Raw genomic sequence first — 25,571 nt, forward strand, 5'->3', positions numbered from 1 at the left:
AGCCCCTGTGAAGAGAATGGGCGCGGCTTGCCCGATGACTTGTTCTCTGCGAAATTCCATCGGCAATATGATTATAAATCAATATCTTGACCTGATCTTTTGCGAGGGATAGGCCGGGATAAGCTGTCAAAAGGAACCGCCATGGGATCGCTTGCCGAGAGCCCGATTGATTACAGCCTTCACCCGCGTGTCAATTCCGACGACCCGGTGCCGGCCCGCCCCCGCCCGGCCGAGGCACCCTATCTTCTCAAGGATGAGGCCGATGCGATCCGGGTGGCGACAGAGCTTGCGGCGGAGCTTGCGAAAGGGGCCGCTTTGCGCGACCGCGAGGGGCTGTTGCCGCTGCGCGAGCTGGATCTTTACTCGCAAAGCGGCATCTGGACGCTGATCATCCCGAAGGAATATGGCGGGCCGGGCCTCTCTTACGCGACGCTGGCAAAGGTGATCGACATTGTCGCCTCGGGCGATCCGGCGGTGGCGCAGATCGCGCAGAACCATATCGCGATCCTCGGGCTGATCGACATTGACGCGACCGGGGCCGAGAAACGCGAGATCTTTGGCTGGGCACTGCAAGGGCTGCGTTTCGGCAATGCATTTTCGGAATTCGGCGGCCGGAATGTGGGCGATTTCAAGACCCGCGTTACCTTTGACGGCGATGAGGCGGTGGTCAATGGCGAGAAGTTCTACACGACCGGCGCGCTCTTGTCGCATATCGTGCCGATCGTTTCGGTCGGGGATGACGGCGTCTACCTGGTCTTTGCCGACCGTGAGACCCGGGGCCTGACCATCACCAACAACTGGTCAAGTTTTGGCCAGCGCACCACGGCCTCTGGCTCGGTGAAGATCGAGAATGTGCGGGTACCGAAGGCGCGGGCGGTGAAGCTGCAGGATGTGGCTTCGGTGCCGACGGTGCAGGGGCCGATCTCGCAGATCATCCAGGCGGCGATTGATGCCGGTATCGCGCGCGCGGCCATCGACGAGACGATCCGTTTCGTGACCACGCAAAGCCGGCCCTGGATCGACAGCGGCAAGGAAAAGGCGGGTGAAGATCCCTATACGATCCAGGCCGTCGGCGATCTGAAAATCCGCCTCCACGCCGCCGAGGCGCTGCTGGACATCGCCGGCCGCGCCATTGACCGGGGCCTTGCGGATCCAACCGAAGAGACAGTGTCCGACGCCACCATCAGGACCGCCGAGGCCAAGGTGCTGACCACCCAGGTCGCGATTGACGCGACGAATAAACTGTTCGAGCTGGGCGGCACCCGCTCGACACTGGCCGCCCATGCGCTGGACCGGCATTGGAGGAATGCCCGCACCCATACGCTGCATGATCCGGTGCGCTGGAAATTCTACCATGTCGGCAATTACTACCTGAACGGGGTCAAGCCGCCGCGCCATCCCTGGAACTAAGGCAGGTCTGAAACGCAAAACGCCCCGGAAATCCGGGGCGTTTTCCTTTTATCGGGCGCGGTTCAGGCGGTTACCCTCGCCAGTTTCGACGCCAGTTTCTCGGCCCAGGCGGTCACTTCCGGCACGCCCATCAGCTCGCCCACGGCAGCGCGGGCCAGCGGCCCGGCGATCAGCAGGTCGCTCTGCGCGAGGCCGGACGCATCAATCGCCTCGCCTGTCGCGCTGGAAGCAAGGCCCAGGCCCAGCGGGTCGGCCGTTATCAGCCCCTGGCGCGCCAGATCGGCGTAAAGCGGGTTCAGGGCGGTGACGGCCCCATGTGCCGGGCCGGTGGCAAGGATCACCCGATCCGCCGCGAACCGGGTCTCGCCGCCCCGACGCAGCCGTACGCTCACGCGCAGCCTTGCGCCGTCCCGTTCCAGCCCGCTGACCCGCCCGGCCAGCGCCGTCAGCTGGCCCGAGCGTTCCGCCGCCAACAGGCTCGCATGGGTCTGCGGCGCGATGCGGAAACGGTGAATATCCCAAAGCCCGCGCAGATGGCGCACCAGCCTGCGGCGCTCGATCAGCGGCAGGGCGGCCCATATCTGCGGACCCTGGCTGCGCAGCCGGTCGAAAACCGGGTGCCAGGTCAGACCGGCCCCGGCGGCTGCCGCCAGCTCTTCACGGATGCGGCGCAACAGCCCGCGCGCGCTGGTCGCGGGGGCGTGGGTGAAATCCGCCGCCCCCTCTTCCTGCGCCGGCCCATGCGGCTGCGACCGCCGGCCCGAGCGCGACAAGAGCCGGATCCGCCCGGAATGAGCGCGCCGCATCAGGCTTGCAACGATATCGGCGCCGGTCAGCCCGGATCCGATGATCAAAAGCGCTTCCTCGCCGTCGATTCCGTTCAGCGCGCCGGCCTGATAGGGGTCGGCGATCAGCGCCTGCGTGCCGGCAAGACTTTCCAGCCCGCGCGGCAGGCCGGGGCCGGGATGGGTGGCGGCCAGCACCAGATCTCCGGCCACCAGGTCCCGCCCGTCTTCCAGCCGGATCTGCCAGCCCTGCACAGTCCGGGTCGCCGCCACCGCCCGGCTTTGCAGATGCACGATCCGCCCGGTGTCGAGAAAGGGTTGCAAATGCGCCAGCACATAGGCGCCAAACACCGCGCGCGGGGTAAAGATCGCCCCGTCGGGTCGCAGCGCATCGGGGTCAAACCCCGGCGCCGCCCCCGAGGCGAGCCAGCGCGCATAGTGATCGGGCTGCGAGGTGTCCAGCGTCATCCGTGTATGCGGCACATTCAGCCGGTGATCGGGGTCGGGTGTGGAATAGGCCAGACCCCTGCCCGGCTCTGGCCCTGGGTCGATCAGACTGATGCGCAGACCTTCCTCAGGGCTCAGCCGGGCCAGATGCCAGGCGAGGGCTGATCCGGAAAGCCCCGCCCCGACAATGGCCACATGCCGCGCATGGGGGGATTTTCCGCTCCGGGGCGCGGTGGTGATCGGGCGCTGTTCGGTCATGTCAGACCCCTTTTCAGCTGGCCGAGGCCCGGGCGCGGATGTCAAAGGCGCCGCCGGTCTGGGCGCTGCGCTCGGTCACGGCGCCCTTGCCGAGAAGCGGGAAGACCAGTTCGGCAAAGCGGATGGATTCCTCCAGATGCGGATAGCCGGAAAGCACGAATGTATCGACGCCAAGCGCCTGGTATTCGCGCAACCGCGCGACAATCTGCTGCGGGTTCCCGACCAGCGCTGTGCCGGCGCCGCCCCGGACCAGCCCGACCCCGGCCCAGAGGTTCGGCCCCACCACCAGCCGGTCGCGCCGCCCGCCATGCAGCGCCTGCATCCGCGCCTGACCATGGCTGTCCATCTTCGCCATATTGGCCTGCGACGCGGTGATATCCTCATCCGAGAGATGCGAGATCAGCCGGTCGGCATCGGCCCAGGCTTCTTCGTCTGTCTCGCGCACGATGACATGCAGGCGCACGCCAAAGCGGATCTGACGCCCGTGTTTCGCCGCCCGCGTCCGCACATCGGCTATCTTTTCCGCCACCGCTTCCGGTGGCTCGCCCCAGGTCAGATAGGCATCGACATGTTTGCCGGCGAGGTCATGCGCCGCCGGCGAAGACCCTCCGAAATACAAAGGCGGATAGGGGCGCTGCACGGGAGGGTGGAAATTCCGGGCATTCTCGACGGAAAGATGCTTGCCCTTGAACGAGACCGGCGCATCGGTGGCGAGGATGCGGCGCCAGACGGTCAGGAATTCATCCGCCGCCTCGTAACGCTCATCATGTTTCAGGAAGACCCCATCCGCCGCCAGTTCGGTCGCATCGCCGCCGGGCACCACATTCAGCAAGAGCCGGCCGCCAAGCGCCTGGTCCAGCGTTGCCGCCTGGCGCGCCGAGGCCGTCGGCCCCATGATCGAGGTGCGCAAAGCCACCAGCAATTTGATCTGCCTTGTCTCGGCGATCAGGCTCGCGGCGGTCACCCAGGGGTCCTGGCAGCTGGCCCCGGTCGGGATCAGCAGCCCGTCATAGCCCAGCCGGTCGGCGGTGATTGCGATCTGGCGGATATAGCTGTTCTCGGGCGGGCGGCTGAAATCCGAGGTGCCCAGATAGCGCGTATCGCCCGAGGTCGGCAGGAACCAGAAGATCTCGGGGCTGGCTTGCGGATTGCCCTGACCGGGCTCTGGGTTCGGATGGCTCATCTGGAATTCCTGAGGGGCAGTGTTTTCATCTTGAGGGGCGGCACACCCGCCTGTGTCCTGCGCTGATTTATAGGGCGCGCCCTGCCCCGGCGGCCATTCCAAAACCCATTTGCCCGCAGAAGTCCGCTGCTTCCTGGCCCCCTTGTGGGAGAATACCAATCTCCCGGCGGGGAATGACCTTCCCCCCGGTGCTGCGGCCGCAGCCGGCGCCGGCGGGTGCGGTGCCTGAGTCTTCCCCGCCCGGGAATGTGCGAAAGTCACAGAAAATGCACGGAAAATTCGGATGCGGCGCCTCTTTGGCTCCCGCAGTTTCTGCGCTGCACAGAAAATCCGCGCTGCGGGGGCCGGGTTCGCGACCGGATCCTTCTCTTTCCGATACGGGCTTTGGAATCGCCTCTGGCCCCCGGCGCGGGATAATCACGGCACAACATGTCGTGTTTAACCGGCGCCCCGGCAAATCCCGCCCGGGCCACCGACCAGATGAGAGACGCCCGCGATGACCCGCCAGATCCGCTTCAACGCCTTTGACATGAACTGTGTCGGCCATCAGTCGCCCGGTCTCTGGGCGCATCCGACCGACCGGTCGGCGAAATACAAGGATCTCGACTATTGGCAGGATCTGGCCCGCACGCTGGAGCGCGGCATTTTCGACGGTATCTTCATCGCCGACGTGATCGGCTATTACGATGTTTACAAAGGGAATAATGAGGGCGCCATCCGGAATGGCGCCCAGATTCCGGTCAATGACCCGATCCAGCTGGCGGCCCCCATCGCGCTGGCGACCGAGCATCTGGGGATCGGTATCACCGCCTCGACCTCATTCGAGCACCCCTATACTTTCGCCCGCCGCATCGCGACCGCCGATCATCACACGAAAGGTCGGGTCGGCTGGAATATCGTGACCTCGTACCTGGAGAGCGGCGCGAAGAATATCGGCCAGGGCGGGCTGAAGAAACACGACAACCGCTATGAGGTCGCCTCGGAATATCTTGAGGTGATCTATAAGCTGCTGGAAGGCTCCTGGGAGGAAGGCGCGGTGGTCAAAGACGCCGAAGGCCGCGTGTTTGCCGATCCGGCAAAAGTCCATGAGATCGGCCATAAGGGCAAATATTTCGAAGTGCCGGGCTATGGGCTGACCGAACCCTCGCCGCAGCGCACCCCGCTGATCTACCAGGCCGGGGCCTCGGGGGCGGGCAAGGCCTTCGCGGCCGCCCATGCCGAATGCGTTTTTGTTGGCGCCCCGTCAAAGGCGCTGCTGAAGGAATATGTCGCCGATATCCGCGCCCGTGCGGCGGCCGAGGGTCGTGATCCGTCAAAGCTCTATATCTACACGCTGATCACCATCATCACCGATGAGACCGAGGAAAAGGCGCGCGCCAAATTCGAGGATTACAGCAGATATATCTCGTATGAGGGCTCGCTTGTCTTCATGTCGGGCTGGAGCGGCGTTGATTTCGGCGCCTATCAGCCCGGCGAAGTGATCCGCAAGGTCGAGACAAATGCGATCCATTCGATGCTTGATGCCTTTGGCGGCAAGGACAAGGTCTGGACCGTGGACGAACTGGCGAAATTTGGCGGCATCGGCGGCCAGGGGCCGGTTTTTGTCGGATCGCCTGCACAGATCGCCGACACGCTGCAGGACTGGGTCGCGGAGACCGATGTGGATGGCTTCAACATCGCTTACGCGGTGACGCCGGGCTCGTTCGAAGATGTTGTGACCCTGGTTGTGCCAGAGCTGCAAAAGCGCGGCGCCTATCCGACCGCCTACCAGCCCGGGACCTTGCGCGAAAAGCTTTTCGGCGCAGGCCCCTATCTGCCGGCGAACCACCCCGCCGACCGCTACCGCGATATCGAGGCGCTCAAACGCGCCGAGGCCGCAGCGAAAAGCGCTGCCGAATGATCCGTCTTGATGCCGTCACCAAGAGCTTTACATCGCGTCAGGGGGCGGCGCCGGCTTTGCACGGGATTGACCTCTCGGTGGGCGAGGGAGAGATTTTTGGCATTATCGGGGCTTCGGGGGCGGGGAAATCCACCCTGGTGCGGCTGATCAACCTGCTGGAACGGCCGACATCGGGCGATGTCAGTATCGCCGGCCGGCGGGTGACCGATCTGACCGGCAGAGATCTGCACGCACTGCGCCGCTCGATCGGGATGGTGTTCCAGCATTTCAACCTGCTCAGCGGGCGGACGGTGGCCCGTAACGTTGCCTATCCGCTGGAACTGGCGGGGCAGTTGACCAAAGCGCAGATCGCGGAAAAGGTCGCGGCGCTGCTGGCGCGGGTCGGGCTTTCGGATCACGCCGGGAAATATCCCCGCCAGCTTTCGGGCGGCCAGAAACAGCGGGTCGGCATTGCGCGCGCGCTGGCGAATGACCCGAAAGTGCTGCTTTGCGACGAGGCGACTTCCGCGCTTGATCCGCAGACCACCGGCCAGGTGCTGGATCTCTTGCAAGAGATCAACCGCGATCTCGGCGTCACCATCGTGATGATCACCCATGAGATGGAGGTGATCCGCCGCGCCTGCGACCGGGTTGCGGTGCTGGAAAAAGGCCGCGTGGTCGAGGAAGGCCCGGTCACCAGCGTCTTCCTGCATCCTGCGCATCCGGTCACCCGTGCGCTGGTGCGCGAAGCCGAGGGCGATGCGGCGCTGGTGGCAACCGATGCGGCGCCGGGCCTGCATCTGCGCCTGACCTTCACCGGTGCCGGCGCGCATCAGCCGCTTCTGGGCCGCATTGCCCGCGATTTCGGGGTGGATTTCGCCATTCTCGGCGGCCGGGTCGGGCATATCCGCACCACCCCCTTTGCCCAGTTTTCCATCGCGCTGACGGGGGGCAATGGCAGTGCCGCCATGACTGCTTTGCGTGCAGCAGGCGTCACCGTCGAAGTGATCGAGGGCGCCGCCCCCACCTTCGCCCCTGCGCGTGTGGAAAGGCAGTTCCATGTGGTCTGACCGTATCAACTGGGCCGATATCGGCACCGCGCTGAGCCAGACGCTGACCATGGTGGGGATCTCGCTTTTGCTGACGGTGCTGATCGGGCTGCCGCTTGGGATTTTGCTTTTCGTCACCGGCAAGGGGCAGCCTTTTGCCCGGCCGCTCGGCTATGGTGCGCTGTCCTTCGTTCTGAACATCATCCGCTCGGTGCCGTTCATCATCCTGCTGATCGTGCTGATGCCGGTGACGGTGCTGATCACCGGCACGTCGCTGGGGATCAGGGGTGTCATCTTCCCGCTGGTCGTCGGCACCGCGCCCTTCTTCGCACGCCTCGTTGAAACCGCTTTGCGCGAGGTTGATCGCGGCGTGATCGAGGCGAGCCTGGCGATGGGCGCCTCCCCCATACAGACCATCTTTCGCGCCGTGCTGCCCGAGGCGCTGCCCGGGCTGATCGCCGCCGTCACCGTCACGGCCATCGTGCTTGTCGATTACACCGCCATGTCGGGTGCCATCGGCGGCGGCGGGCTTGGCGATCTGGCGATCCGTTACGGCTATCACCGCTTCCAGACCGAGATCATGCTGGTCTGCGTCGTGATCCTCATCTTGCTGGTGCAACTGATCCAGGCCTCGGGGAACAGCCTCGTGACCCGTTTCACGCGCCGCTGAACCCATTCATCCCAAAGGATAATCCCATGTCGAAACTGAGAACCATCGCCCTTGCCGCTGCGGCCGCTCTTGGCCTTGGCACGGCCGCGCAGGCCCAGGAAAAGCTGGTGATCGGCGCCACCGCCATTCCCCATGCCGAGATCCTGGAATTCGTGAAACCCATCGTGGCGAAGGAGGGCATCGATCTCGATATCCGCGTCTTCACCGATTACATCCAGCCCAATGCGCAGCTGGTCTCGGGCGAGCTCGACGGCAATTACTACCAGTATCGCCCCTTCCTGAACGAATGGAACCGCGAGCGCGGCGACAATCTGACCGTCATCGTCCCCGTCCATATCGAGCCCTATGTCGCCTATTCGACCAAAATCGCCTCGCTGGATGAGCTGAAAGATGGCGCCAAAGTCGCGATCCCGAATGACCCGGTCAATGGCGGGCGCGGGCTTTTACTTTTGCAACAGCTGGGCCTGATCGAACTGGGTGCGTTCAAAACGCTGACCTCGCCGGAAGACCCGCTGCCGGGGCTGAAGGACATCACCGCCAATCCGAAAAACCTCGATATCGTCGAGCTGGAATCGGCGCTCCTGCCGCGTGCGCTGAATGAGGTCGATCTGGGCGCACTGAACGGCAATTACGTCTTTGAGGCCGGGCTCGACATCAACAAGGCGCTGTTCATCGACAATGGCCAGGATGGCCATAATGTCTGGAGCGAATATCTCGTGACCCGGCCCGGCGATACCGAGGATCCGCGCATCAAAATCCTCGCCAAAGCGCTGAATTCCGAAGAAACCCGCCAGTTCATTCTCGACCGCTACAAGGGCCAGATCTTCCCGGCCTTCTGATCCCCCCATCAAACCGGGGCAACAAAACCGGGGCCGCCTCCTCACTCCCTCGCAAGCCCCGGCCCGTCTCCTGCCCGCTGATCCGGGCAGGGGATACGACCTTTCCCTTCCCTCGCCGGAGCCCCCGATGACTGCCGCAAAAAAACCGCTGGATTTTCTCTGGTTCATTCCCTCTTCCGGGGATGGCGCCTATCTGGGCAGCGATCTCAGGGCGCGGCCGGGGGATCCGGATTATTTCCGCCAGATCGCCCGCGCCGCCGATGGTCTGGGCTATTCGGGGGTGCTGATCCCGACTTCGGTGGCCTGCGAGGAAAGCTTCATCCTCGCCGCCGATCTTGCCGCCCATACCGAACGGCTGAAATTCCTTGTGGCAGTGCGCCCGGGCACGGCGTCGCCGGCCTATTACGCGCGGCTGGCCTCGACGCTGGACCGGCTGTCGCGGGGGCGGCTTTTGCTGAATATCGTGGTCGGCGGCTCGGCGCAGGAGCTGGCGGGCGACGGCATCTTCCTGCCCCATGACGAGCGCTACGACCATGCGCGCGAGTTCTTCGACGTCTTCAACGGATTGCTGGAGTCGGGCGAGGCCCATCTCGATGGCAAATATATCAAAGCCCATTACGCGAAACTGGGCCTGCCGCCCTTCCAGCAGCCGCGCCCGCCTTTGTATTTCGGCGGCTCCTCCGATGCGGCGCATGATTTCGCCGGCGACTATGTCGAGAAATACCTGACCTGGGGCGAACCCCCGGCCCAGGTGGCGGAAAAGGTTGCGGCGGTTCGCAAGGCCGCCCGGGCAAAGGGCCGCGACGTGTCCTTTGGCATCCGTCTGCATTTCATCATTCGCGAAACCGATGCAGAGGCCTGGGAGGCGGCCGACCGTCTGATCTCGCATCTCTCGGATGACACCATCGCGGCAGCCCAGGCTGTGCAGAAAACCCAGTCGGATTCCGTGGGACAGGAGCGGATGCGCCGGTTGCATGAGGGCCGCCGCGACAGGCTTGAGGTCTCGCCGAACCTCTGGGCGGGTGTGGGTCTGGTGCGTTCGGGCGCCGGCACTGCGCTGGTGGGCTCGCCGGCGACGGTGGCGGCCCGGCTGCGCGAATATCAGGAGATCGGCATTGATACGGTGATCGCCTCGGGCTACCCGCATCTGGAAGAGGCCTATACAGTAGCGGAACTGCTGTTCCCCGAGCTTGGCATCAGACCGGCAGTGGCGCCGCTGCGGCCCTCTTTCGGCGCGCCCGCCGTCTTCGGCGGCGGCGGCCATGGCGGCAATGTGAAGGCGGCGAAGTGATGAGCGTTTCCGCGCAATATCCGCTCAGCCCGCCCACCGCCCATGTGATCCGGGACGATGCCGAGGCGATCCGCATCGCGCATGAGGTCGCGGCCTTCCTGCGCCCCGGCGCGGCCGGGCGGGATGCGGCCCGTCAGGTCCCACCCGAGGTGGTCGACCATTTCTCGAATTCTGGCCTCTGGGGCATCCAGGTGCCGAAAGACTATGGCGGGGCGGAGGTTTCCTATGCGACCCTCGCCGAAGTGATTGCCATCATTTCGGCTGCGGACCCGTCGCTGGGGCAGATCCCGCAAAATCATTACTGCCTGCTGGAAGACCTGCGGCTGCAGGGTACAGAAGAGCAAAAGCGCCATTATTTCGGTCTTGTCCTCCAGGGGCATCGTTTCGCCAATGCGCTCTCGGAAACCGGCGGCAAGACCGTCGCCGATCTGAAAACCCGTCTTACCCGCGACGGTGAGGGCTATCTGATCGAGGGGCGAAAGGGGTACTGCACCGGCTCGCTTTACGCGCATTACCTTGGTGTGCTGGCGCTGGATGAGCAGGACCGCGCGCTGCTGGCCTTTGTGCCGCGCGAGACGCCGGGGCTGATCGTGGTCGATGACTGGGAGTCCATCGGCCAGCGCACCACATCCAGCGGCACCGTGTTGCTGGAAGGGCTGCGGGTGCAGGATTTCAACCTGATCCCCAGCTATAAATCCTATGAATCCCCAACCCTGGCCGGGCCTTTCGCGCAGATCACCACGGCGGCGATTGATGCTGGCATCGCGCGCGCGGCGCTGGATGACACCATCGCATTCGTGCGCGATCATGCCCGGCCCTGGATCGATTCCGGCGCGGATCGTGCATCGGATGACCCGCTGACCATCCTGCGGGTGGGCGAGCTGGAGATCCGGCAATCCGCCGCCGAGGCGCTGCTGGAACGCGCGGGCCGGGTGCTCGATGCTGCCAGACCAGCGCCGGATGAGGAAAACGTCGCCCGCGCCTCGGTCGCGGTGGCCAAGGCCAAGGTTTTGACCACCGAGGTCGCGATCGAGGCCACCAACCGGCTGTTTGAACTGGGCGGCACCCGGTCGAGCCTGCGCAAACACGCCTTTGACCGGCATTGGCGCAATGCCCGCGTCCATACGCTGCATGATCCGGTGCGCTGGAAATATCACCTGGTTGGCAATTGGGCGCTGAACGGGGTGAAACCGCCGCGCCACGACTGGAACTGAGCCAGGCCGCTACCAGACAGGGGCGCGGGCGACTCTGCCCGCGCCCCTGCCGCTTTCAGCCGCCCGGGCGCAAGGGGGCGAATTTGTCTCTCACAGCCGGCCGATCGGCGCGCTTCTTCTCCGGAGGGCCGGAACAAAATACGCCTTATTTTATCGTGTTTATGCGATGATCCTGCCAGACCGACCGCTGCCCCGACCATGACCCGGACCGGGGCGCCGGCCTGAAAGGAAGACATCATGTCCCGCTATGAGCCCTGGCTGCACCCGCTGACCCTGACCGAAAGGCTTGCTGCCGTGCCGCCGGGCAGCCCGATCCTGCGCGCGCTGCGCAACCGGCCCGAACTGCTTGAGGCGCTGGAGACCGGCTACCGCGATCTCTTGCGCCATGAGGGCGTGGCGCGGGTCGAGGCCTTCGCCGTGGCCGCCTTCACCGCCCATCTGCATGGGGAGGAGGTCGTGGCCGGGCATTTCCATGAGCTGCTGGCCTCGGAGGACAATACCCTTGCGGCTCTGATCACCGAGGAGGCGGAGAATGCGGCGCTGCCCGGACCCTATGGCATCTGGCCGCCCGGGCCGCTTTCCGCCGAGGATCTCGACGGGCCGGCCTGGCGCGCCGATCCGCCGCTCCGGCTGCGCCTTGGCGCGCGACTGTCGGCGGGCCTGGAACATGCGCATCTGGTGACGCTGCATCCGCGGGACATCACCGCCGGGGCTGGCGAGGCGCTGGCCCGGGCCGGCTGGTCACGCGACGAGGTGCTGGCGCTGAACCGGCTGATCGCCTGGATCGGGGCGCTGAGCCCGGTGGTGGCGGGCCTCAGGGCCTATGGTTTCGCGCGCCATCCGCGCCAGTTCCGCCAGGAGATCCCGGATCGCCGGGCGGGTTTTGCCCATGGCTGACCCGCTGCCGACGGGCCCGGATCCGGAAAGCGACCCGCGACCGGACCGCTTTACCAGCCGCCGCCATGAGTGGCGGCCCTGGAGCCTTCCCCTTGCCGCCATCGCCGCGCCGGTGGCAGATGCCGATCCCGTCCCTTTTTTGCCCGCGCTGCTGGCCGGCGAAACCGTCCCGGCCCTTGCGGTGGCGGTGGCTTCGCTTGCGCGTCGTCGCGGCGCCGGGCTTGCCCAGGGCGAGCGCGATCTGGTGGCCACGGCGGTCTCGCGCCGGATCGGCTGTTTCTTCACCGCCGCCGCCCATGCCCGACGCGCGGCAACCGGGCTGCGGCGCAAACGTGAGGTCGAGGTGCTGCTGGAAGAGGGGCTGCCCTCTCCGCTGACCGGGCGGCATGGCGGTGAAATCGCTGCCGCCTCGGCGCTGGCGGCGGTGCCGGCCCGGACCAGCCGCCAGGTGTTCTGGGCTCTGGAAGAGGAAAAGCTGGATGATCAGGAGATCACCGATCTGATCCTGGTGGCCGGTTTTGCGGCCTGGAATGCGCGGCTCGCTTTGGCGGCGGGGCAAAGCCGGCCGAGCCCTCTGTCGGGCCAGGGCGGGGTGGCGCCATGACACGGCCTGTAACACGACCCATGACACCATCCATGACCGGGCCCTGGCATCTGAACGCGCCCTCTGACCACGCCACCGCCGATGCGGTGCAGCTTTTGCTGCGCCGGCGCGGCTTGCCGGTCGAACGCGGCAGCGCCGGCCCGCTTTCGGTGCTGGTGCCGCCCGGACAGCTGCCGGTCGCGTTGCAGGATGGCGCCGCTCTGACCCACGCTGTGCCGGGAAACGGGGCAGAGAACCTTGCCGCCTTCACCGCCGCCATTGCCGCGCTGGACCATCTTTCGGTGCTGGATCCGTCCGCCTTCCCGGCCCGGCTTGACCTGACGATCTACGCGCTTCGTCAGCATCTGCGCCCGCTGGAGGCGCTGGCCGCGCCGGACTGCCCCGAAAGCGATGCCAGCCTGATCATGGCGCCGCTTTTATGGCGGATCGCGCTGCTCGACCGCCATTTCGCGCTGTTTCTGCTGTCGGGTCTGCCAGGCCTCGCCGCGTTGCAAGAGGCCCAGGCCGGGCTGCCACAGATCGCCAGCCTGCTGCATCCGGGCGCCGCGCTGCATTTCCTGCACCATGTCGGGCGCCATACCGGGCGCAAACCATCCGGGTCTCCGGAGACCGACTGGTCGCGCGCGCTTGGCCCCGAGGGGCGGGAGAAATCCCTTTTCCCGCGCGGGCAAAGAAGAAAAGATCCTTCCATTGGCAGCGGGGACCACATTCGATAGCCATCCGTCGCAGCGCGCCTCTTGCCAGTGACGGAGAGTCCGATGGACGGAACCCCGGGTGACAGTATTGAAAACGAGGACGCGGCGCTGATCGCCGGCCTGACCGAAAGGCTGCGCTTGTTGCGCATCGTCTCGCAGCAGCGGCGCTATCATGGGCGGCCGGTGCCGCTCCTGCCCGCGAAACGTGCCATCACCGATCTGCTGCATGACATCGTGGCCGCGCTTTATCCGCGCCATTTCGGGCCGCAGGATCTGACTCCCGGGACCACCGATGCCTTTATCGCGCAGATGCTGGGCTCGATCCGGCTGCGGCTGGCCGATCTGGTCACGACCGAGCTGATGCTGGCCCCCGAGGCCGAAGCCACCCGCGCCGGGGCCGAAGGCAACGCGATTTCGCGCGCCTTTCTGGAACGGCTGGTGATTATCCGCGACTTGCATGACACCGATATTCTGGCCGCGTGGCAGGGGGACCCCTCGGCGATGAGCCTGGACGAGGTGGCCTTTTGCTTTCCCGGTGTCGCCGCCATCCTGCATCACCGCATCGCGCACGAGCTTTACCGCGCCGGCATCGGCATGATCGCCCGCATCATGGCGGAACAGTCGCATTCGGTGACCGGCATCGACATCCATCCCGGCGCAAGGATCGGGCCGGCCTTCTTCATTGATCACGGCACCGGAGTGGTGATCGGCGAGACTGCGGTGATCGGGCGCAATGTGCGGCTTTATCAGCAGGTGACGCTGGGCGCCCGGAGTTTTCAGGATGATGGCAGCGGCACCCTGGTCAAGGGCCAGCCGCGCCATCCGCAGGTCGGGGATGATGTGGTGATCTATGCCGGAGCGACCATTCTCGGGCGGATCACGGTGGGCCAGGGGGCGGTGATTGGCGGTGGGGTATGGCTTTTGGAAGACGTGGCGCCGGGCGCCATGGTCGCCCAGGCCCGCCCGATGCTGAGGGTCGCTCCGGGCTGAGGGCCGCAGAGATTCGCGGGCGCAGGGGCGCTTTCGGGACAACAGGGGGCCTCGGCGGCAGATAAGCACTTCCCCGAAAGCCCCCTGGCGAAGAGAATTTTTATCCCTCGCCTCCCCGCCGCAAACGCCCTGTTCCAAGTTTGCCCCCCGCCGCGAAATCCGGCGGAAAACCTGTTCCCGGCAGGGGTTTTGCGACGCTATCCTGAGCTCATTGCGGATCCGGCCCGGTTGCCGGCAGCCAGTTGAGACCCTGGAGAGTGACGATGAATCTGCGTGCCGATACCAGCTTTTCCGCTCTTCCCGTGGCAAAGGACGGCTTTGCCGGGGTGGTCGCGCCGGGCACCGCCTGGGATCTGGTCTCGCGCGGCGAGGCGGTGATGCTGGATGTCCGTACGGTCGAAGAGCGCGCCTATGTCGGGCGGGTGCCTGCTTCGCTGCATGTCGCCTGGGCGACCGGCACCTCGATGAACCGCAACCCGCACTTCGCCCGCCAGGTGGCGGCGCTGGTGCCGGATAAGGCCACCCGGCTTTTGCTGATCTGTCGCAGCGGCAAACGCTCGGCCCTCGCGGCAGAGGCGCTGACCAAAGCCGGCTGGGCTCAGGCCTTCAGCGTGGCTGAGGGTTTTGAGGGCGCGCTTGATGCCGAAGGCCATCGCGGCTGCGCGGATGGCTGGCGTTTTCACGGGCTGCCCTGGCAACAGGACTGACCCCTTCCCCGCCCGCCATCCCCAGGTTTTACGGAGACAGCAATGCTCATCCCTGCCCGCGACCATAACGGTTTCGCGGATGAAATAGCCGCGACCGTTTCCGGCCTTGCCGAAGCCCGGCATGACTGGCGCCTCTCGCAACTGCGGCTGGAAGAGGCCGGTCCGCGTGAGCTGCCCTCGCCCGAACGGGTCGCCGCCATCGTCACCGATCTGCGCGCGGTGCTGTTCCCGATGCGGCTTGGCCCGGCCGATCTGCGCCAGGAGCATGAGAATGATTTCATCGCCACCACCCTTGCGCGCGCCGCGCAGGATCTGACCCGCGAGACCAGCCGCGAGCTTGACTGGGCGCGGCGCTATCTGGGGCCAGGTGCCGCTCCCGCCCCCGAAGCGGCGCCGGTGATTGTCGCAGGTTTTATCCAGAGCCTTGCCGCGATCCGGCGCCTCCTTGATACCGATGTGGTCGCGGCCTTTCGCGCCGATCCGGCGGCGCGGGGCGTTGATGAGGTGCTTTTGTGCTATCCGGGGCTGCGCGCCCTGATCAATCACCGCCTGGCGCATCGGCTTTTTACCCTGGGCCTGCCGCTGATCGCCCGGCTGATCTCTGAAATGGCGCATGGCGAGACCGGCATCGACATTCATCCCGGCGCCCGGATCGGCGAGAGTTTCTTCATTGACCATGGCACCGGCACGGTGATCGGTGCCACTGCCATCATCGGCGACCGGGTGCAGCTGTTCCAGGGTGTGACACTGGGCGCCAAAAGCTTCCCCACCGATCCGCAGGGCAATGTGGTCAAGGGCCTGCCCCGCCACCCGATCATCGAGGATGATGTGGTGATCTATTCCGGCGCCACCGTGCTGGGCCGGGTGACCATCGGCCAGGGCTCGGTGCTGGGCGGGAATGTCTGGGTCACCGGCGATGTGGCGCCCTGGAGCATGATTTCCCAGGCGCGGGCACAATCGCGCGACCAGGTGGAGAATGATCATGCCAAAATCGCCTGATCCAGTGCCTGAATATAGAACAAAATACTACAATATTTGATTGATATGGAAATCTGTTCTAATCAGAGTGCCGCAAACAGAAGATCCATTCTCACACCCCCCGCTTTCTCCACCCTCCTCAGCCGGAGTGCCCCATGGCCGACCTGACCCCGCAAACTGCGCTTGGCGACAATGCCGCCCGCCAGCTTGCCAATGCCACCAAGACCGTTCCGATCCTGCCGACGATCAGCCCGCGCTGGCTGGTTCACCTGTTGCAATGGCTGCCGGTCGAGGCCGGGATCTACCGGCTGAACACGGTGAAGAACCCGCAGGATGTGCATGTCGCCTGCACCGCGCGGGAAGACGAATCCGAGCTGCCGCAGACATTCGTGGATTATGACGAAGCCCCGCGCGAATATTTCCTGAACGGCGTTTCCACCATCGTCGATGTCCATACGCGGATCTCGGATCTCTATTCCAGCCCCTTTGATCAGGTCAAAGAACAGCTGCGCCTGGCCATCGAGACGATCAAGGAGACCCAGGAAGGCCAGCTGATCAACAACCCGGATTACGGGCTTTTGGCCAATGTCCACCCGGATCAGGTGAATTACCCGCTGACCGGCGCGCCAACGCCGGATGATCTGGATCTGCTGATCGCGAAGGTCTGGAAAGAGCCCGCCTTTTTCCTGACCCATCCCGATGCCATCGCCGCCTTTGGCCGCGAATGCACCCGTCGCGGTGTGCCGCCGCCCACGGTCTCGCTGTTCGGCTCGCAATTCCTGACCTGGCGCGGCATTCCGATCATCCCCTCGGACAAGGTGCCGGTGGTCGATGGCAAGACAAAGATCCTGCTGATCCGCGTCGGCGATAAACGCCAGGGCGTTGTCGGCCTCTACCAGCCCGGGCTGGCGGGCGAGCAGGCGCCGGGGCTTTCGGTCCGCTTCATGGGGATCAACCGCTCGGCCATCGCCTCTTACCTGATCAGCCTTTACTGCTCGCTGGTCGTGCAATCGCCGGATGCCCTGGCCGTGCTGGATGATGTGGAGATCGGCAAGTTCCATGACTATCCCGACACCTACAAGTAACCCCCTGCCGGTGCCGGATGCTGTGCCCCAGGGTCTGCCCGATGTGGCAGCGCTGACCAGCCTTGCCGCGCAATTCTTCGCGGCCCTTCCCGGGGCCGCAGGGAACGGGGCGGGTCACTTGCCCTCGAACCCGGTTCCCGCCAATCCGCAACCGGCCGGGTTCTCGCCCGGGCCGCTGGCGCATGGCCCTGCCTTGCCCGGGGCTTTTGCGCCCGGGGCCAATGTGGCGCCCGCCAACCCGCAGGACGGGGCGGCAGTGCTGGCTTCCACTCCCTCGCTGGCGCCGAAAGCGGTGGCGGCGAATGGTCTGCCCGATCATGCCGCCATCGTACCCCCCGCGCTGAACGGGCGGTTCGGGGGGCATTCGCTGGGCGTATCGCAGGTCAGCCCGCGCACAGCGCCAGGAGCCGGGGGCGCATCGCCCTTCTACTTCCTCACGGATACCGCGCCCTATGCGCCGCAGAGCCCCGCCCCCGATCTGCCGCGCGAGGATCGCGTTACCGCCCGCAGCTTTGGCCTTCCCGGCGCTGATGATCTGAAGGCGCTGCTGGCCGGAGACCAGGCGACAAAGGCTCCGGCCAGGGCGGCGACACCACAACCGGCGCGCGGTGCCTTTGACGTCAACGCCGTCCGCCGCGACTTCCCGATCCTGCAAGAACGGGTGAATGGCCGCCAGCTGGTCTGGTTCGACAATGCCGCCACTACGCAAAAGCCGCGCCAGGTGATCGAACGCCTCTCGTATTTCTACGAGCACGAGAATTCGAATATCCACCGCGCCGCGCACGAACTTGCCGCCCGTGCCACCGATGCCTATGAAAAGGCTCGGGAAACCGTGCGGCGGTTTATCAATGCGCCCTCGGTGAATGAGATGATCTTCACCCGTGGCACCACGGAATCGATCAACCTGATCGCCAAATCCTGGGGCGCGCGGAACATCGGCGAGGGCGATGAGATCATCGTCTCAAACCTTGAGCATCACGCCAATATCGTGCCCTGGCAGCAACTGGCAGGGTCGGTCGGCGCGAAAATCAGGGTGATCCCGGTTGATGATGACGGCCAGGTGATCCTGTCGGAATACCAGCGCCTGCTGGGGCCGAAGGTAAAGCTGGTCGCGGTCACGCAGGTCTCGAACGCGCTCGGCACGGTGGTCCCGGTGAAAGAGATCGTCGATCTGGCGCATCGGAATGGGTCAAGAGCGCTGGTCGATGGCGCGCAGTCGATCAGCCATATGCGGGTCGATGTGCAGGATATCGGCGCGGATTTCTTTGTGTTTTCCGGGCATAAGATCTTTGGTCCCACGGGTATCGGCGCGGTCTGGGCAAAGGCCGAGATCCTCGACGACATGCCCCCCTGGCAAGGTGGCGGCAATATGATCGAGGATGTCACCTTTGAGCGCACCCGCTTTCAGCCCGCACCGAATAAGTTCGAGGCGGGAACCGGCAATATCGCCGATGCGGTCGGGCTTGGCGCCGCGCTGGAATATGTCGAGGGCTGGGGTATCGGGACGATCGGCCGCTATGAGCATGAGCTGCTCGATTACGCGACCCATCTCCTGCGGCCGATCAAGGGGGTGCGGCTGGTCGGCACGGCGCGCGACAAAGCCTCGGTGCTCTCCTTCACGCTGGCGGGTTACACCACGCATGAGGTGGGTGTTGCGCTGAACGAGGAAGGGATCGCGGTCCGCACCGGCCATCATTGCGCGCAACCGATCCTGCGGCGTTTCGGGCTGGAGACCACGGTGCGGCCCTCCCTCGCCTTCTACAACACGCGCGATGAGGTCGACCGCTTCATCCAGGTCGTGCAGCGCCTGTCCCAGGCGCCGCGCTGAACAAGGCCCGCCCTGCTTTTCGGGGCGGGTCATGTGCGGGCGGATCAGCGCTCCGCCAGGATCTCGTCGGTGCTGGCCAGCCGGATCTGATCCTCGCAGCGCGGGTAGATCAGGCGCAGCGTGGCCTCATGCGCCTCGCGCGCAGAGCTGCCCACGGCATCGGTGGCGATGGTCACGTCAAAACCCAGATCCACCGCATCCATCACCGCCGCCAGCACGCAGACATCGGTTTCCACCCCGGAAAACACGATATGGCGAATGCCGTCCGACAAAAGCCGCTCGGTCACGCCCGCCACCTTGAAGGGGGAGTAAACCAGTTTGTCGATCACCAGTGATCTCGCCGCAAAGGGCTGTAACTCCGCCACCAGATCCAGCAGCGAGCGGTCGATCCTTTCGCCGGTCAGCATGTGCCAGCGCCGGTAATAGCGCGCCCAGGTGCCGGTGGCGGCCTCGGCCGTTTCCGGCACGACGAAACGCGCAAAGCCATTCCGACCCTGAAACCCCTCGCAGAGCCGCACCACATTAGGCAGCACCTCGCGCAGCATCGGCGTGTGCCAGACGGTCTGTTCGTCAAACAGCCGCTGCATGTCGATCACCATATGGAGTGTGTCCGCCATTCAGTCCTCCACCAGGATCGTATGGTCAGGCGACCAGTGCAGCGTGACCTCGGCGCCTTTCGGCAGGATCACCCCATCGGCATTTTGCGCAAAGACCTTGAGGCCCATGCCGCCCGGCCCCTCCATGAGATAGGTCAGGTTTGCCCCGGCATAGATCGCATTCAGCACCCGGGCCTGCACCCTGTTGCCCCCGTTCTCGCCCGCGCCGAGCGAGATTTTCTCTGGCCTGACCGCCAGCGTCACCTCGCGCCCTTCGGGCAGGTCCGGTGCGGTGATACGACTGCCCGCGACCGCGACCGCGCCGCTTTCAACGCGGCCGGTGAAGAAATTCGCATCGCCAAGGAATTCGGCGGCAAATCGCGTCGCGGGGCGCTCGTAAATCGCCGCCGGGGCGCCCATTTGCACGATGCGGCCCCGATCAAGGATCGCCACCTGATCGGACAGCGTCAGGGCCTCTTCCTGGTCATGGGTGACAAAGATCGTGGTCACGCCGATCTCGCGTTGCAGGCTGAGGAGCTCGACCTGCATCTCCTGCCGGAGTCGCCTGTCCAGCGCCGAAAGCGGCTCATCAAGCAAAAGCACCTTCGGCTCGGTCACAATTGCCCGCGCCATGGCGACGCGCTGCTGCTGGCCGCCCGACAGCTGCTTCGGCAGCCGGTCGGCGAAGCCGGGCAGTCGCACCATCTCCAGCGCCTCATCGACGCGTCGCTTTGCCTCTGCCCCCTTCACGCCGCGCCGTCCAAGGCCGAAGGCAACATTGTCGCGGACAGTCATATGCGGGAAGAGCGCGTAAGACTGGAACACCATGCCGATATTCCTGGCCCAGACCGGCACACGGGTGACATCCTCGGCGCCGATGGTCACGGCCCCGGCCTCGGGCGTGATGAAACCGGCGATGATGCGCAGAAGCGTTGTCTTGCCCGACCCCGAAGGCCCGAGGAGGCTGGTGAAGCTGCCACTGGGGAAACTCACCGAAATATCGGTCAGCACCGGACTGCCGCCATAGGATTTGGCGATGCCTGTGAGATTAACGTCGGACATTGCCCGCTCCGAATTTCGAGAAGACGGCATAGACCAGCACCAGCGCCATCGAGGCCAGCAAGAGAACCGTCGAGATGATGTTGATATCGGGGGTGAAACCCTTGCGGATCGCGGAGTAGATTTTCACCGGCAGGGTCGTGTAGCCGGGGGTCGCGAGGAAATACGAGATCACGAACTGATCCAGCGAGACCGCAAAGGCAAAAAGCGCCGCGCCGATGATCGAGGGTGTCAGCAAGGGCAGCGTCACCCGGAAAAACGCATGGACCGGCGTAGAGCCGAGGCTCATCGCGGCCTCTTCGAGGTCCTGGCGGATGGTTTGCAGGCCCGTTGAGACCACCAGCACGACATAGGGGATCGCCAGCGCGACATGGCCGATCAGCATGGCGTGGAAGCCGCGACCCACGCCGCTCCAGTAGAACATCACCAGCATGGCGGTGCCGGTGATCAGCCAGGGGATGGCGATGGGCGGCAGCAGCATCACCCGCAGGAAGTTGCGGCCCGGAAACTCGCGCCGGTGCAGCGCGACGGCACCCGCGGTGCCGATGGGGGTGGCGATCAGCGTCACGATGACGGCGACGATGACCGAGTTGCGGCCCGCCTCCAGCAAGTCCTGGTTTTGCCACAGCTCATTCCACCAGCGGGTCGAGAATTCAAACGGCAGCTGGTAATAGGGCGAGGCGTTGAACCCCATGGCGATCATCACGCCAATGGGCAGGTAGAGGAAGAAGATCAGGAGGCAGAGGTAAAGGCGACCGAAGGCTTTCATCCGCGTCACCACTGCGCATTGCGGCGTAAGACGCCGGAGAAGGTGGCAAATATCGCCAGCACCACGGCGAGCAGCATGAAGGACAAAGCGGCGCCCTGCGGCCAGTTGAAGCCTTGCGTGAATGAATCCTCGATCACCGTGCCAAGCGTCACGCCTTGCGGGCCGCCAAGGATGCGCGGCTCCATAAACGCGCCGACGACCGGCACGAAGATCAGCACCGATCCGGCGATCAGACCCGGCGCCGCCATCGGGATGAGGATGCGGCCAAGCACCGTCCACCAGCGGGCACCGAGGCTTTCGGCGGCCTCGACAATCGCGTCGTCAATGGTTGAGATCGCGATGTAACAGGTCAGGACCATGTAGGGCAGGTAGCCATGCACCAGGCCCAGCACGATGGCCGGTCGGGAGTACAGAAAGCCGACCGATCCGGCCTCGGGCAGCACAAACTGCACCACCGCGTCGAGGAAGCCTCCTTCGCGGATCACCATGGTCCAGGAGAAGATCCGCACCAGACCATTGGTCCAGAATGGCAAGAGGATCAGGATCAGAAAGATCCATTGCGACCGCCCAAGCCCCGAGCGCGCCAGCGCCAGCGCCGCCAGAAACCCGGCCAACGCGCAGATCAGTGTGGTGGCAAAAGCGATCTGGAAGGTCCAGGAGGCGACCTGCCACATATAGGGTTGGGTGAAGAATATCTTATACTGATCAAGCGTATAGCCTATTTCTTTATTGCCGATCGGGGTGGCGGTCATAAAGGAAAACAGGAACATCGCGCCCAGAGGCAGGAAGATCGCGATCAAAAGCCAGCCATAGGCCGGCAGCAAAAGCGCCGTGGTTGCAACCCAGGGCGGCAGGCGCCTCCCGCCCATTTTCAGGGCGGGGGCTGTGGTGGCGGGGCCTGCGCTCATTTTGCGGCGTAATAGGCCTTCATTTCCTGCCAGAGCGCGTTGAACGCATCGCGGCGGGCATCGGGCAAAGCGGCCATGATCGACATCGTGTCGATATAGTCGGGTTTATGGACCTGCTTCATCAGATCGTCTTCCGGCAGTTTCGCCATGGCATCGACATTGGCGGATGCCGGCGCGCCCACTTCGGTCGCCCAGCGGAAATAGAAATCCGGATCGATCATGTAATTGATGAAGGCGTAAGCCGCATCGACATCCGGCGCGGTCGAGGGCACGGCGAGGCCGTCGAGCCAGCCAATCGCGCCCTCTTTCGGCACCACGAAATGAACCGGCAGCCCACCATTCCTGAACGAGCGCACGACGCCGCCCGACCAGGCAATGGACAGGTCGAACTCATTCGCGGCAAAGGCCTTGTTCCACTGGTCTTCCGAGGTCCAGAGATTGTGCAGGTTAGGGCGGATCGACTGCAGGAAGGTCTTTACCGCCTCCAGATCCTTCGGGTCATTCATATCCTGGCCGGTCGCCAGTGCCCCCAGACCTACGGCGGTGACCGCATCGTCAAACAGCGCGACCTTGCCCACCCAGGCGGGATCGGCCAGGGCGGCATAGCTGTCGGGGTCGGTCTTGCCGTCGCGCACACCCAGCCCGTTCATGCCCCAGACCCAGGCGCAGCCAAAGGTCTCGCCCTCGTATTGCATATTGTCATGGTCTTTGAGCTTGGGCGCGAGGCCGGCGGAATTCGGGATCTTCGCGAAATCGACCGGCTGGATCAGCCCCTGCCCCGCCGCCTGTTCAATGCGGGCCGAGTTGATCAGCACCACATCATAGGCGCCCGGATTGGTCGCCAGTTTGGTGATCATTTCGGCCTCGGAATTGAAGTAGTCATGCACCACCTCGATCCCGGTCGCCGCCGTAAAGGCCTCCAGCGCCCATTTCTCGTCGGTGCCATAGCCCTGCCAGTTCAGCACCGTGATCTTCGTGGCCGCGAAGGCCCGGCGCGGGCCAAGCATCGAGGCCGCCAGCGCGGTGCCGCCCATGAGTTGCAGCGTATTGCGTCTGCTGAGTTTCATTCCCCGTCTCCCTCTGTGGACCCCGGGCGGGAACTGGTGCCTGCCGGATCCGTGACCTCTTCTGTGATCTTGCCCAGCAAGGGACAGCGCAAGCCCGCCGCTGTCAAGCGCCATGCCTGACGTTGCGGAACCAGATGGCAAGCCGGGCGGGCTGCTCTGCGGCAAGGCGGAGGATCAGGGGGCCATCCGCGCCGCCATGCGGCAGCGGCTGGCCGTCCAGCTCGATCGCCAGCACGTCGCGGGCGCTGATCTGCGGCAGGCTGAGGCTCGCCGCCGCGCAGGCCGGAATCTCGCAGCTGAAACTGCCCTCGCCAAAGCGGATATGGCTGATCCGGCCGGGGATATCGCTGATCAGCCGCGCCGCATCCGCGCGATCGCGCAACGTCAAAGTTCCCTCGCGGCGCTCGACCACCACCGGGCCCAGCGGACTTTCCAGCGGGCCCAGCCGGCAATCCGGACCGTTTTGCAGGCTCCACCCCGTCCAGGGGGAGAAGCCGCAGATCTCTTCCACCGCCATCAGCGGCAGCAGCCCGGCCCAGATGTAAAAACCATCCGCATCGCCCTGGTCGAGCACCTCGCCGGTCTCGGGGTTGTAATTCTCGCCAGCAATGCGCGCTTCGTCCCAGTTTTTGCGAAAGAGGGCATAGCTGTCGGCGGCCAGCTGCGCCGCGCGCCTGGCCTCACCCACGCGGTGGAGGCCCAGCCATACAAGGTAATTCACATTCGGCCAGATCCGCCCGCGCCAATAAACATTGTCCTGGTAAGCCGGATCGTAACGCGTCGCATTGGGCAACGGCCAGGGTGCGGCGAATGTCTTCGGGTCTTCCATATGCCGTATCAGCGCCGCCTGTTGCGCCACATCCGCCGCGCCGCAGAGCATCGGGTAAAAGCTGGTCGGTGACAGCGCGCGTACGAAATCCCCGCCGCGCTGCCGGTTCGCGAAGATCTGGCGGGCGGGGTCCCAGAGCTTTTCGCGGATCAGCCGTCGATGGGCTTCAGCCAGTTCGCGCATCCCGGTCGCGGTGGCGGTATCGCCCAGCCCGGCGGCGATCAGCGACAGCATCTCGGCATCCAGCGCCACCACGCAATTCAGCCCCAGATCCCAGGTCGAGAGCGAGCGGCGATCCCCCTGCCAGACCGCCTCGTCATGGGTGGCGCTGTTATCCATCCCGGTCTCGTTCCGGGCGCCGAAATGGGTGCCCTGGTAAAGCGCCTCGCCGACATCAGACGAGCCGCAGGAGATCAGGCCGGTATGATCCGGGTCGCGCTCGCGCCGCCACCAGCGATGGTTGCGCAAGAGCGCCTCATATTGCGCGGTCAGGACCGAGCGCTCGCCCGAGCGTTGATACAATAGCCACGCCACCAGCGATCCGAGCGGCGGCTGGCTGCGATCGACCCAGGCGTCATGCGAGGTGACGATACAGGCGATATTGCCCTGAGGCGTCGCGCCGCCATGTGCCACCGCCATGTTCTGGCGCGCCAGATCGGGGTCGATCACCCCCGCCAGCAGCGCCGCATAGCATTGATCATTATACCAGACGGCAAAGCGCCCGAGATTCCAGATCCGCGTCACCTTGGTATAGGGCCGGGCATTCTCCTCATCCCAGACCGTGTTCCAGCCCGTAATGTCGCGAATGGCATCCAGCGCGCCTGCGGCGTCTCCGCTGTGCAAATGGCCGGGTTCCGGCATCGGCGCGTCCAGCGCCGCGCGGGCGCGCTGAATGGCCAGCGCCTCACTATCGGCCAGCGCCGCCGCCCAGGCACCCTCGCGCATCATGTCGAGATTGAAGCGCAAGGCCAGCAGCGGCGCGGTCGTGGCGCGGCTTTCAAGGTTGAAATAGCCGTTCTCTTCGAGATCGTTGCGCAGCGCGGCAAGGTCTTCATGCCCGGTAACCACAATCGCCGGATCGCGGCTGACGATCACCGCCCGGCGATGTCCCTGGCGGATGATGACCGCACCACTGGCCGCATCGAACCGGGCCTCGGCGCCCTCGGCCGAGACCGCCAGCACCACCCAGAACCGCGCGGCCCATTCGGCGGGCTGCCCGGCCTTCCAGCCACCCTGAACCGAGAAGGGATCAACCGTGCCCGCATGAAAGCCAAGCGGCGTTCCGGCGAATTCGGTTTCCAGCCCCGTATAACCGCCATCCAGCCGATGCGGCCCCAGCCTGACCAGATCCGAGCGCGGTTCGATCACCGAGGTTTTGCGCAGCCTGGTCGAATACAGAACCGGTGTTATCCTCAGCCCGAGCGGCTGAAAGATCATCTCGGCAGGCCGCTCGCCCCAGGTGAACCAGAGGCGCGACAGCGGCAGGGTGGTGGTCATCGGCATGGTGGTCTCACAGGGAGGGGCTTACAGGGTG

General features: G+C 65.0%; 23 protein-coding genes. 15 read left to right on the top strand and 8 right to left on the bottom strand.

Annotated elements, in window-relative coordinates; all coding sequences use genetic code 11:
- Positions 1-141: 141 nt before the first annotated feature.
- Positions 142-1,410 carry an SfnB family sulfur acquisition oxidoreductase gene (locus DRF71_RS24085; protein ID WP_112313011.1) on the top strand — a complete coding sequence of 423 codons (1,269 nt, stop codon included), beginning with the start codon at positions 142-144 and terminating at the stop codon, positions 1,408-1,410.
- Between the two features lie 62 nt (positions 1,411-1,472).
- Here DRF71_RS24085 and DRF71_RS24090 read toward each other — a convergent pair whose 3' ends face one another.
- Together DRF71_RS24090 and ssuD (DRF71_RS24095) are read right to left on the bottom strand one after the other, a co-directional pair.
- The gene (locus tag DRF71_RS24090; RefSeq protein ID WP_112313012.1) at positions 1,473-2,900 is read right to left on the bottom strand and encodes an FAD/NAD(P)-binding protein; all 1,428 of its coding nucleotides are present in this window, start codon (positions 2,898-2,900) and stop codon (positions 1,473-1,475) included.
- Positions 2,901-2,913: 13 nt separating this feature from the next.
- On the bottom strand, positions 2,914-4,083 hold the full coding sequence (gene ssuD / locus DRF71_RS24095) for an FMNH2-dependent alkanesulfonate monooxygenase (protein WP_112313013.1): 1,170 nt from the start codon (positions 4,081-4,083) through the stop codon (positions 2,914-2,916).
- 496 nt (positions 4,084-4,579) lie between these two features.
- Here ssuD (DRF71_RS24095) and DRF71_RS24100 point away from each other — a divergent pair, with 496 nt between their 5' ends.
- The 14 genes from DRF71_RS24100 (at position 4,580) to DRF71_RS24165 (ending at position 18,809) form a co-directional block, all read left to right on the top strand.
- Complete coding sequence (locus DRF71_RS24100; RefSeq protein WP_112313014.1) at positions 4,580-5,983, top strand: LLM class flavin-dependent oxidoreductase; 1,404 nt, start codon at positions 4,580-4,582, stop codon at positions 5,981-5,983.
- Complete coding sequence (locus DRF71_RS24105) at positions 5,980-7,032, top strand: methionine ABC transporter ATP-binding protein (RefSeq protein WP_112313015.1); 1,053 nt, start codon at positions 5,980-5,982, stop codon at positions 7,030-7,032. The genes DRF71_RS24100 and DRF71_RS24105 overlap by 4 nt, the downstream gene beginning before the upstream one ends.
- Positions 7,022-7,681 (top strand): methionine ABC transporter permease, encoded by a 660-nt coding sequence (locus DRF71_RS24110; protein ID WP_112313016.1) that lies wholly within the window; start codon positions 7,022-7,024, stop codon positions 7,679-7,681. Before DRF71_RS24105 ends, DRF71_RS24110 begins: the two co-directional genes overlap by 11 nt.
- 26 nt (positions 7,682-7,707) lie before the next feature.
- A complete protein-coding gene (locus tag DRF71_RS24115) occupies positions 7,708-8,520 on the top strand; it encodes a MetQ/NlpA family ABC transporter substrate-binding protein (protein ID WP_112313017.1) in 813 nt (270 codons plus the stop codon).
- 127 nt (positions 8,521-8,647) lie between these two features.
- Positions 8,648-9,811, top strand: a complete 1,164-nt coding sequence (ssuD, locus tag DRF71_RS24120) for an FMNH2-dependent alkanesulfonate monooxygenase (protein ID WP_112313018.1) — start codon at positions 8,648-8,650, stop codon at positions 9,809-9,811.
- Positions 9,811-11,025 carry an SfnB family sulfur acquisition oxidoreductase gene (locus tag DRF71_RS24125; protein WP_112313019.1) on the top strand — a complete coding sequence of 405 codons (1,215 nt, stop codon included), beginning with the start codon at positions 9,811-9,813 and terminating at the stop codon, positions 11,023-11,025. Before ssuD (DRF71_RS24120) ends, DRF71_RS24125 begins: the two co-directional genes overlap by 1 nt.
- Before the next feature lie 237 nt (positions 11,026-11,262).
- The gene (locus tag DRF71_RS24130; RefSeq protein ID WP_112313020.1) at positions 11,263-11,922 is read left to right on the top strand and encodes a CMD domain protein; all 660 of its coding nucleotides are present in this window, start codon (positions 11,263-11,265) and stop codon (positions 11,920-11,922) included.
- Entirely contained in the window at positions 11,915-12,526 is a 612-nt protein-coding gene (locus DRF71_RS24135; protein WP_112313021.1) for a carboxymuconolactone decarboxylase family protein, read from the top strand. Before DRF71_RS24130 ends, DRF71_RS24135 begins: the two co-directional genes overlap by 8 nt.
- A gap of 32 nt (positions 12,527-12,558) precedes the next feature.
- Positions 12,559-13,242: a hypothetical protein gene (locus DRF71_RS24140; RefSeq protein ID WP_112313022.1), complete on the top strand. Its 684-nt coding sequence runs from the start codon at positions 12,559-12,561 to the stop codon at positions 13,240-13,242.
- 42 nt (positions 13,243-13,284) lie between these two features.
- Positions 13,285-14,211 carry a serine O-acetyltransferase gene (locus tag DRF71_RS24145; RefSeq protein WP_112313023.1) on the top strand — a complete coding sequence of 309 codons (927 nt, stop codon included), beginning with the start codon at positions 13,285-13,287 and terminating at the stop codon, positions 14,209-14,211.
- A 263-nt stretch (positions 14,212-14,474) separates the two neighbouring features.
- A complete protein-coding gene (locus DRF71_RS24150) occupies positions 14,475-14,918 on the top strand; it encodes a rhodanese-like domain-containing protein (RefSeq protein WP_112313024.1) in 444 nt (147 codons plus the stop codon).
- Between the two features lie 42 nt (positions 14,919-14,960).
- Positions 14,961-15,917: a serine O-acetyltransferase EpsC gene (gene epsC / locus DRF71_RS24155; RefSeq protein ID WP_112313025.1), complete on the top strand. Its 957-nt coding sequence runs from the start codon at positions 14,961-14,963 to the stop codon at positions 15,915-15,917.
- Between the two features lie 134 nt (positions 15,918-16,051).
- Positions 16,052-16,981: a family 2A encapsulin nanocompartment shell protein gene (locus DRF71_RS24160; protein WP_112313026.1), complete on the top strand. Its 930-nt coding sequence runs from the start codon at positions 16,052-16,054 to the stop codon at positions 16,979-16,981.
- Positions 16,956-18,809: a family 2A encapsulin nanocompartment cargo protein cysteine desulfurase gene (locus DRF71_RS24165; protein WP_112313027.1), complete on the top strand. Its 1,854-nt coding sequence runs from the start codon at positions 16,956-16,958 to the stop codon at positions 18,807-18,809. Before DRF71_RS24160 ends, DRF71_RS24165 begins: the two co-directional genes overlap by 26 nt.
- Positions 18,810-18,853: 44 nt before the next feature.
- Here DRF71_RS24165 and DRF71_RS24170 read toward each other — a convergent pair whose 3' ends face one another.
- The 6 genes from DRF71_RS24170 to DRF71_RS24195 form a co-directional block, all read right to left on the bottom strand.
- The gene (locus DRF71_RS24170) at positions 18,854-19,426 is read right to left on the bottom strand and encodes a cysteine hydrolase family protein (RefSeq protein WP_112313028.1); all 573 of its coding nucleotides are present in this window, start codon (positions 19,424-19,426) and stop codon (positions 18,854-18,856) included.
- Positions 19,427-20,467: an ABC transporter ATP-binding protein gene (locus DRF71_RS24175; RefSeq protein ID WP_112313029.1), complete on the bottom strand. Its 1,041-nt coding sequence runs from the start codon at positions 20,465-20,467 to the stop codon at positions 19,427-19,429.
- Positions 20,454-21,233 carry an ABC transporter permease gene (locus DRF71_RS24180; RefSeq protein ID WP_112313164.1) on the bottom strand — a complete coding sequence of 260 codons (780 nt, stop codon included), beginning with the start codon at positions 21,231-21,233 and terminating at the stop codon, positions 20,454-20,456. The genes DRF71_RS24175 and DRF71_RS24180 overlap by 14 nt, the downstream gene beginning before the upstream one ends.
- Before the next feature lie 5 nt (positions 21,234-21,238).
- Positions 21,239-22,141, bottom strand: coding sequence for an ABC transporter permease (locus DRF71_RS24185; protein ID WP_232831668.1), 903 nt, complete (start codon positions 22,139-22,141; stop codon positions 21,239-21,241).
- Positions 22,138-23,208: an ABC transporter substrate-binding protein gene (locus DRF71_RS24190; protein ID WP_112313030.1), complete on the bottom strand. Its 1,071-nt coding sequence runs from the start codon at positions 23,206-23,208 to the stop codon at positions 22,138-22,140. Before DRF71_RS24190 ends, DRF71_RS24185 begins: the two co-directional genes overlap by 4 nt.
- Positions 23,209-23,311: 103 nt before the next feature.
- Entirely contained in the window at positions 23,312-25,540 is a 2,229-nt protein-coding gene (locus DRF71_RS24195) for an MGH1-like glycoside hydrolase domain-containing protein (RefSeq protein WP_198672349.1), read from the bottom strand.
- Positions 25,541-25,571 lie beyond the last annotated feature (31 nt).

The sequence above is a fragment of the Pseudogemmobacter bohemicus genome (genome assembly GCF_003290025.1).
GTDB lineage: Bacteria > Pseudomonadota > Alphaproteobacteria > Rhodobacterales > Rhodobacteraceae > Pseudogemmobacter > Pseudogemmobacter bohemicus.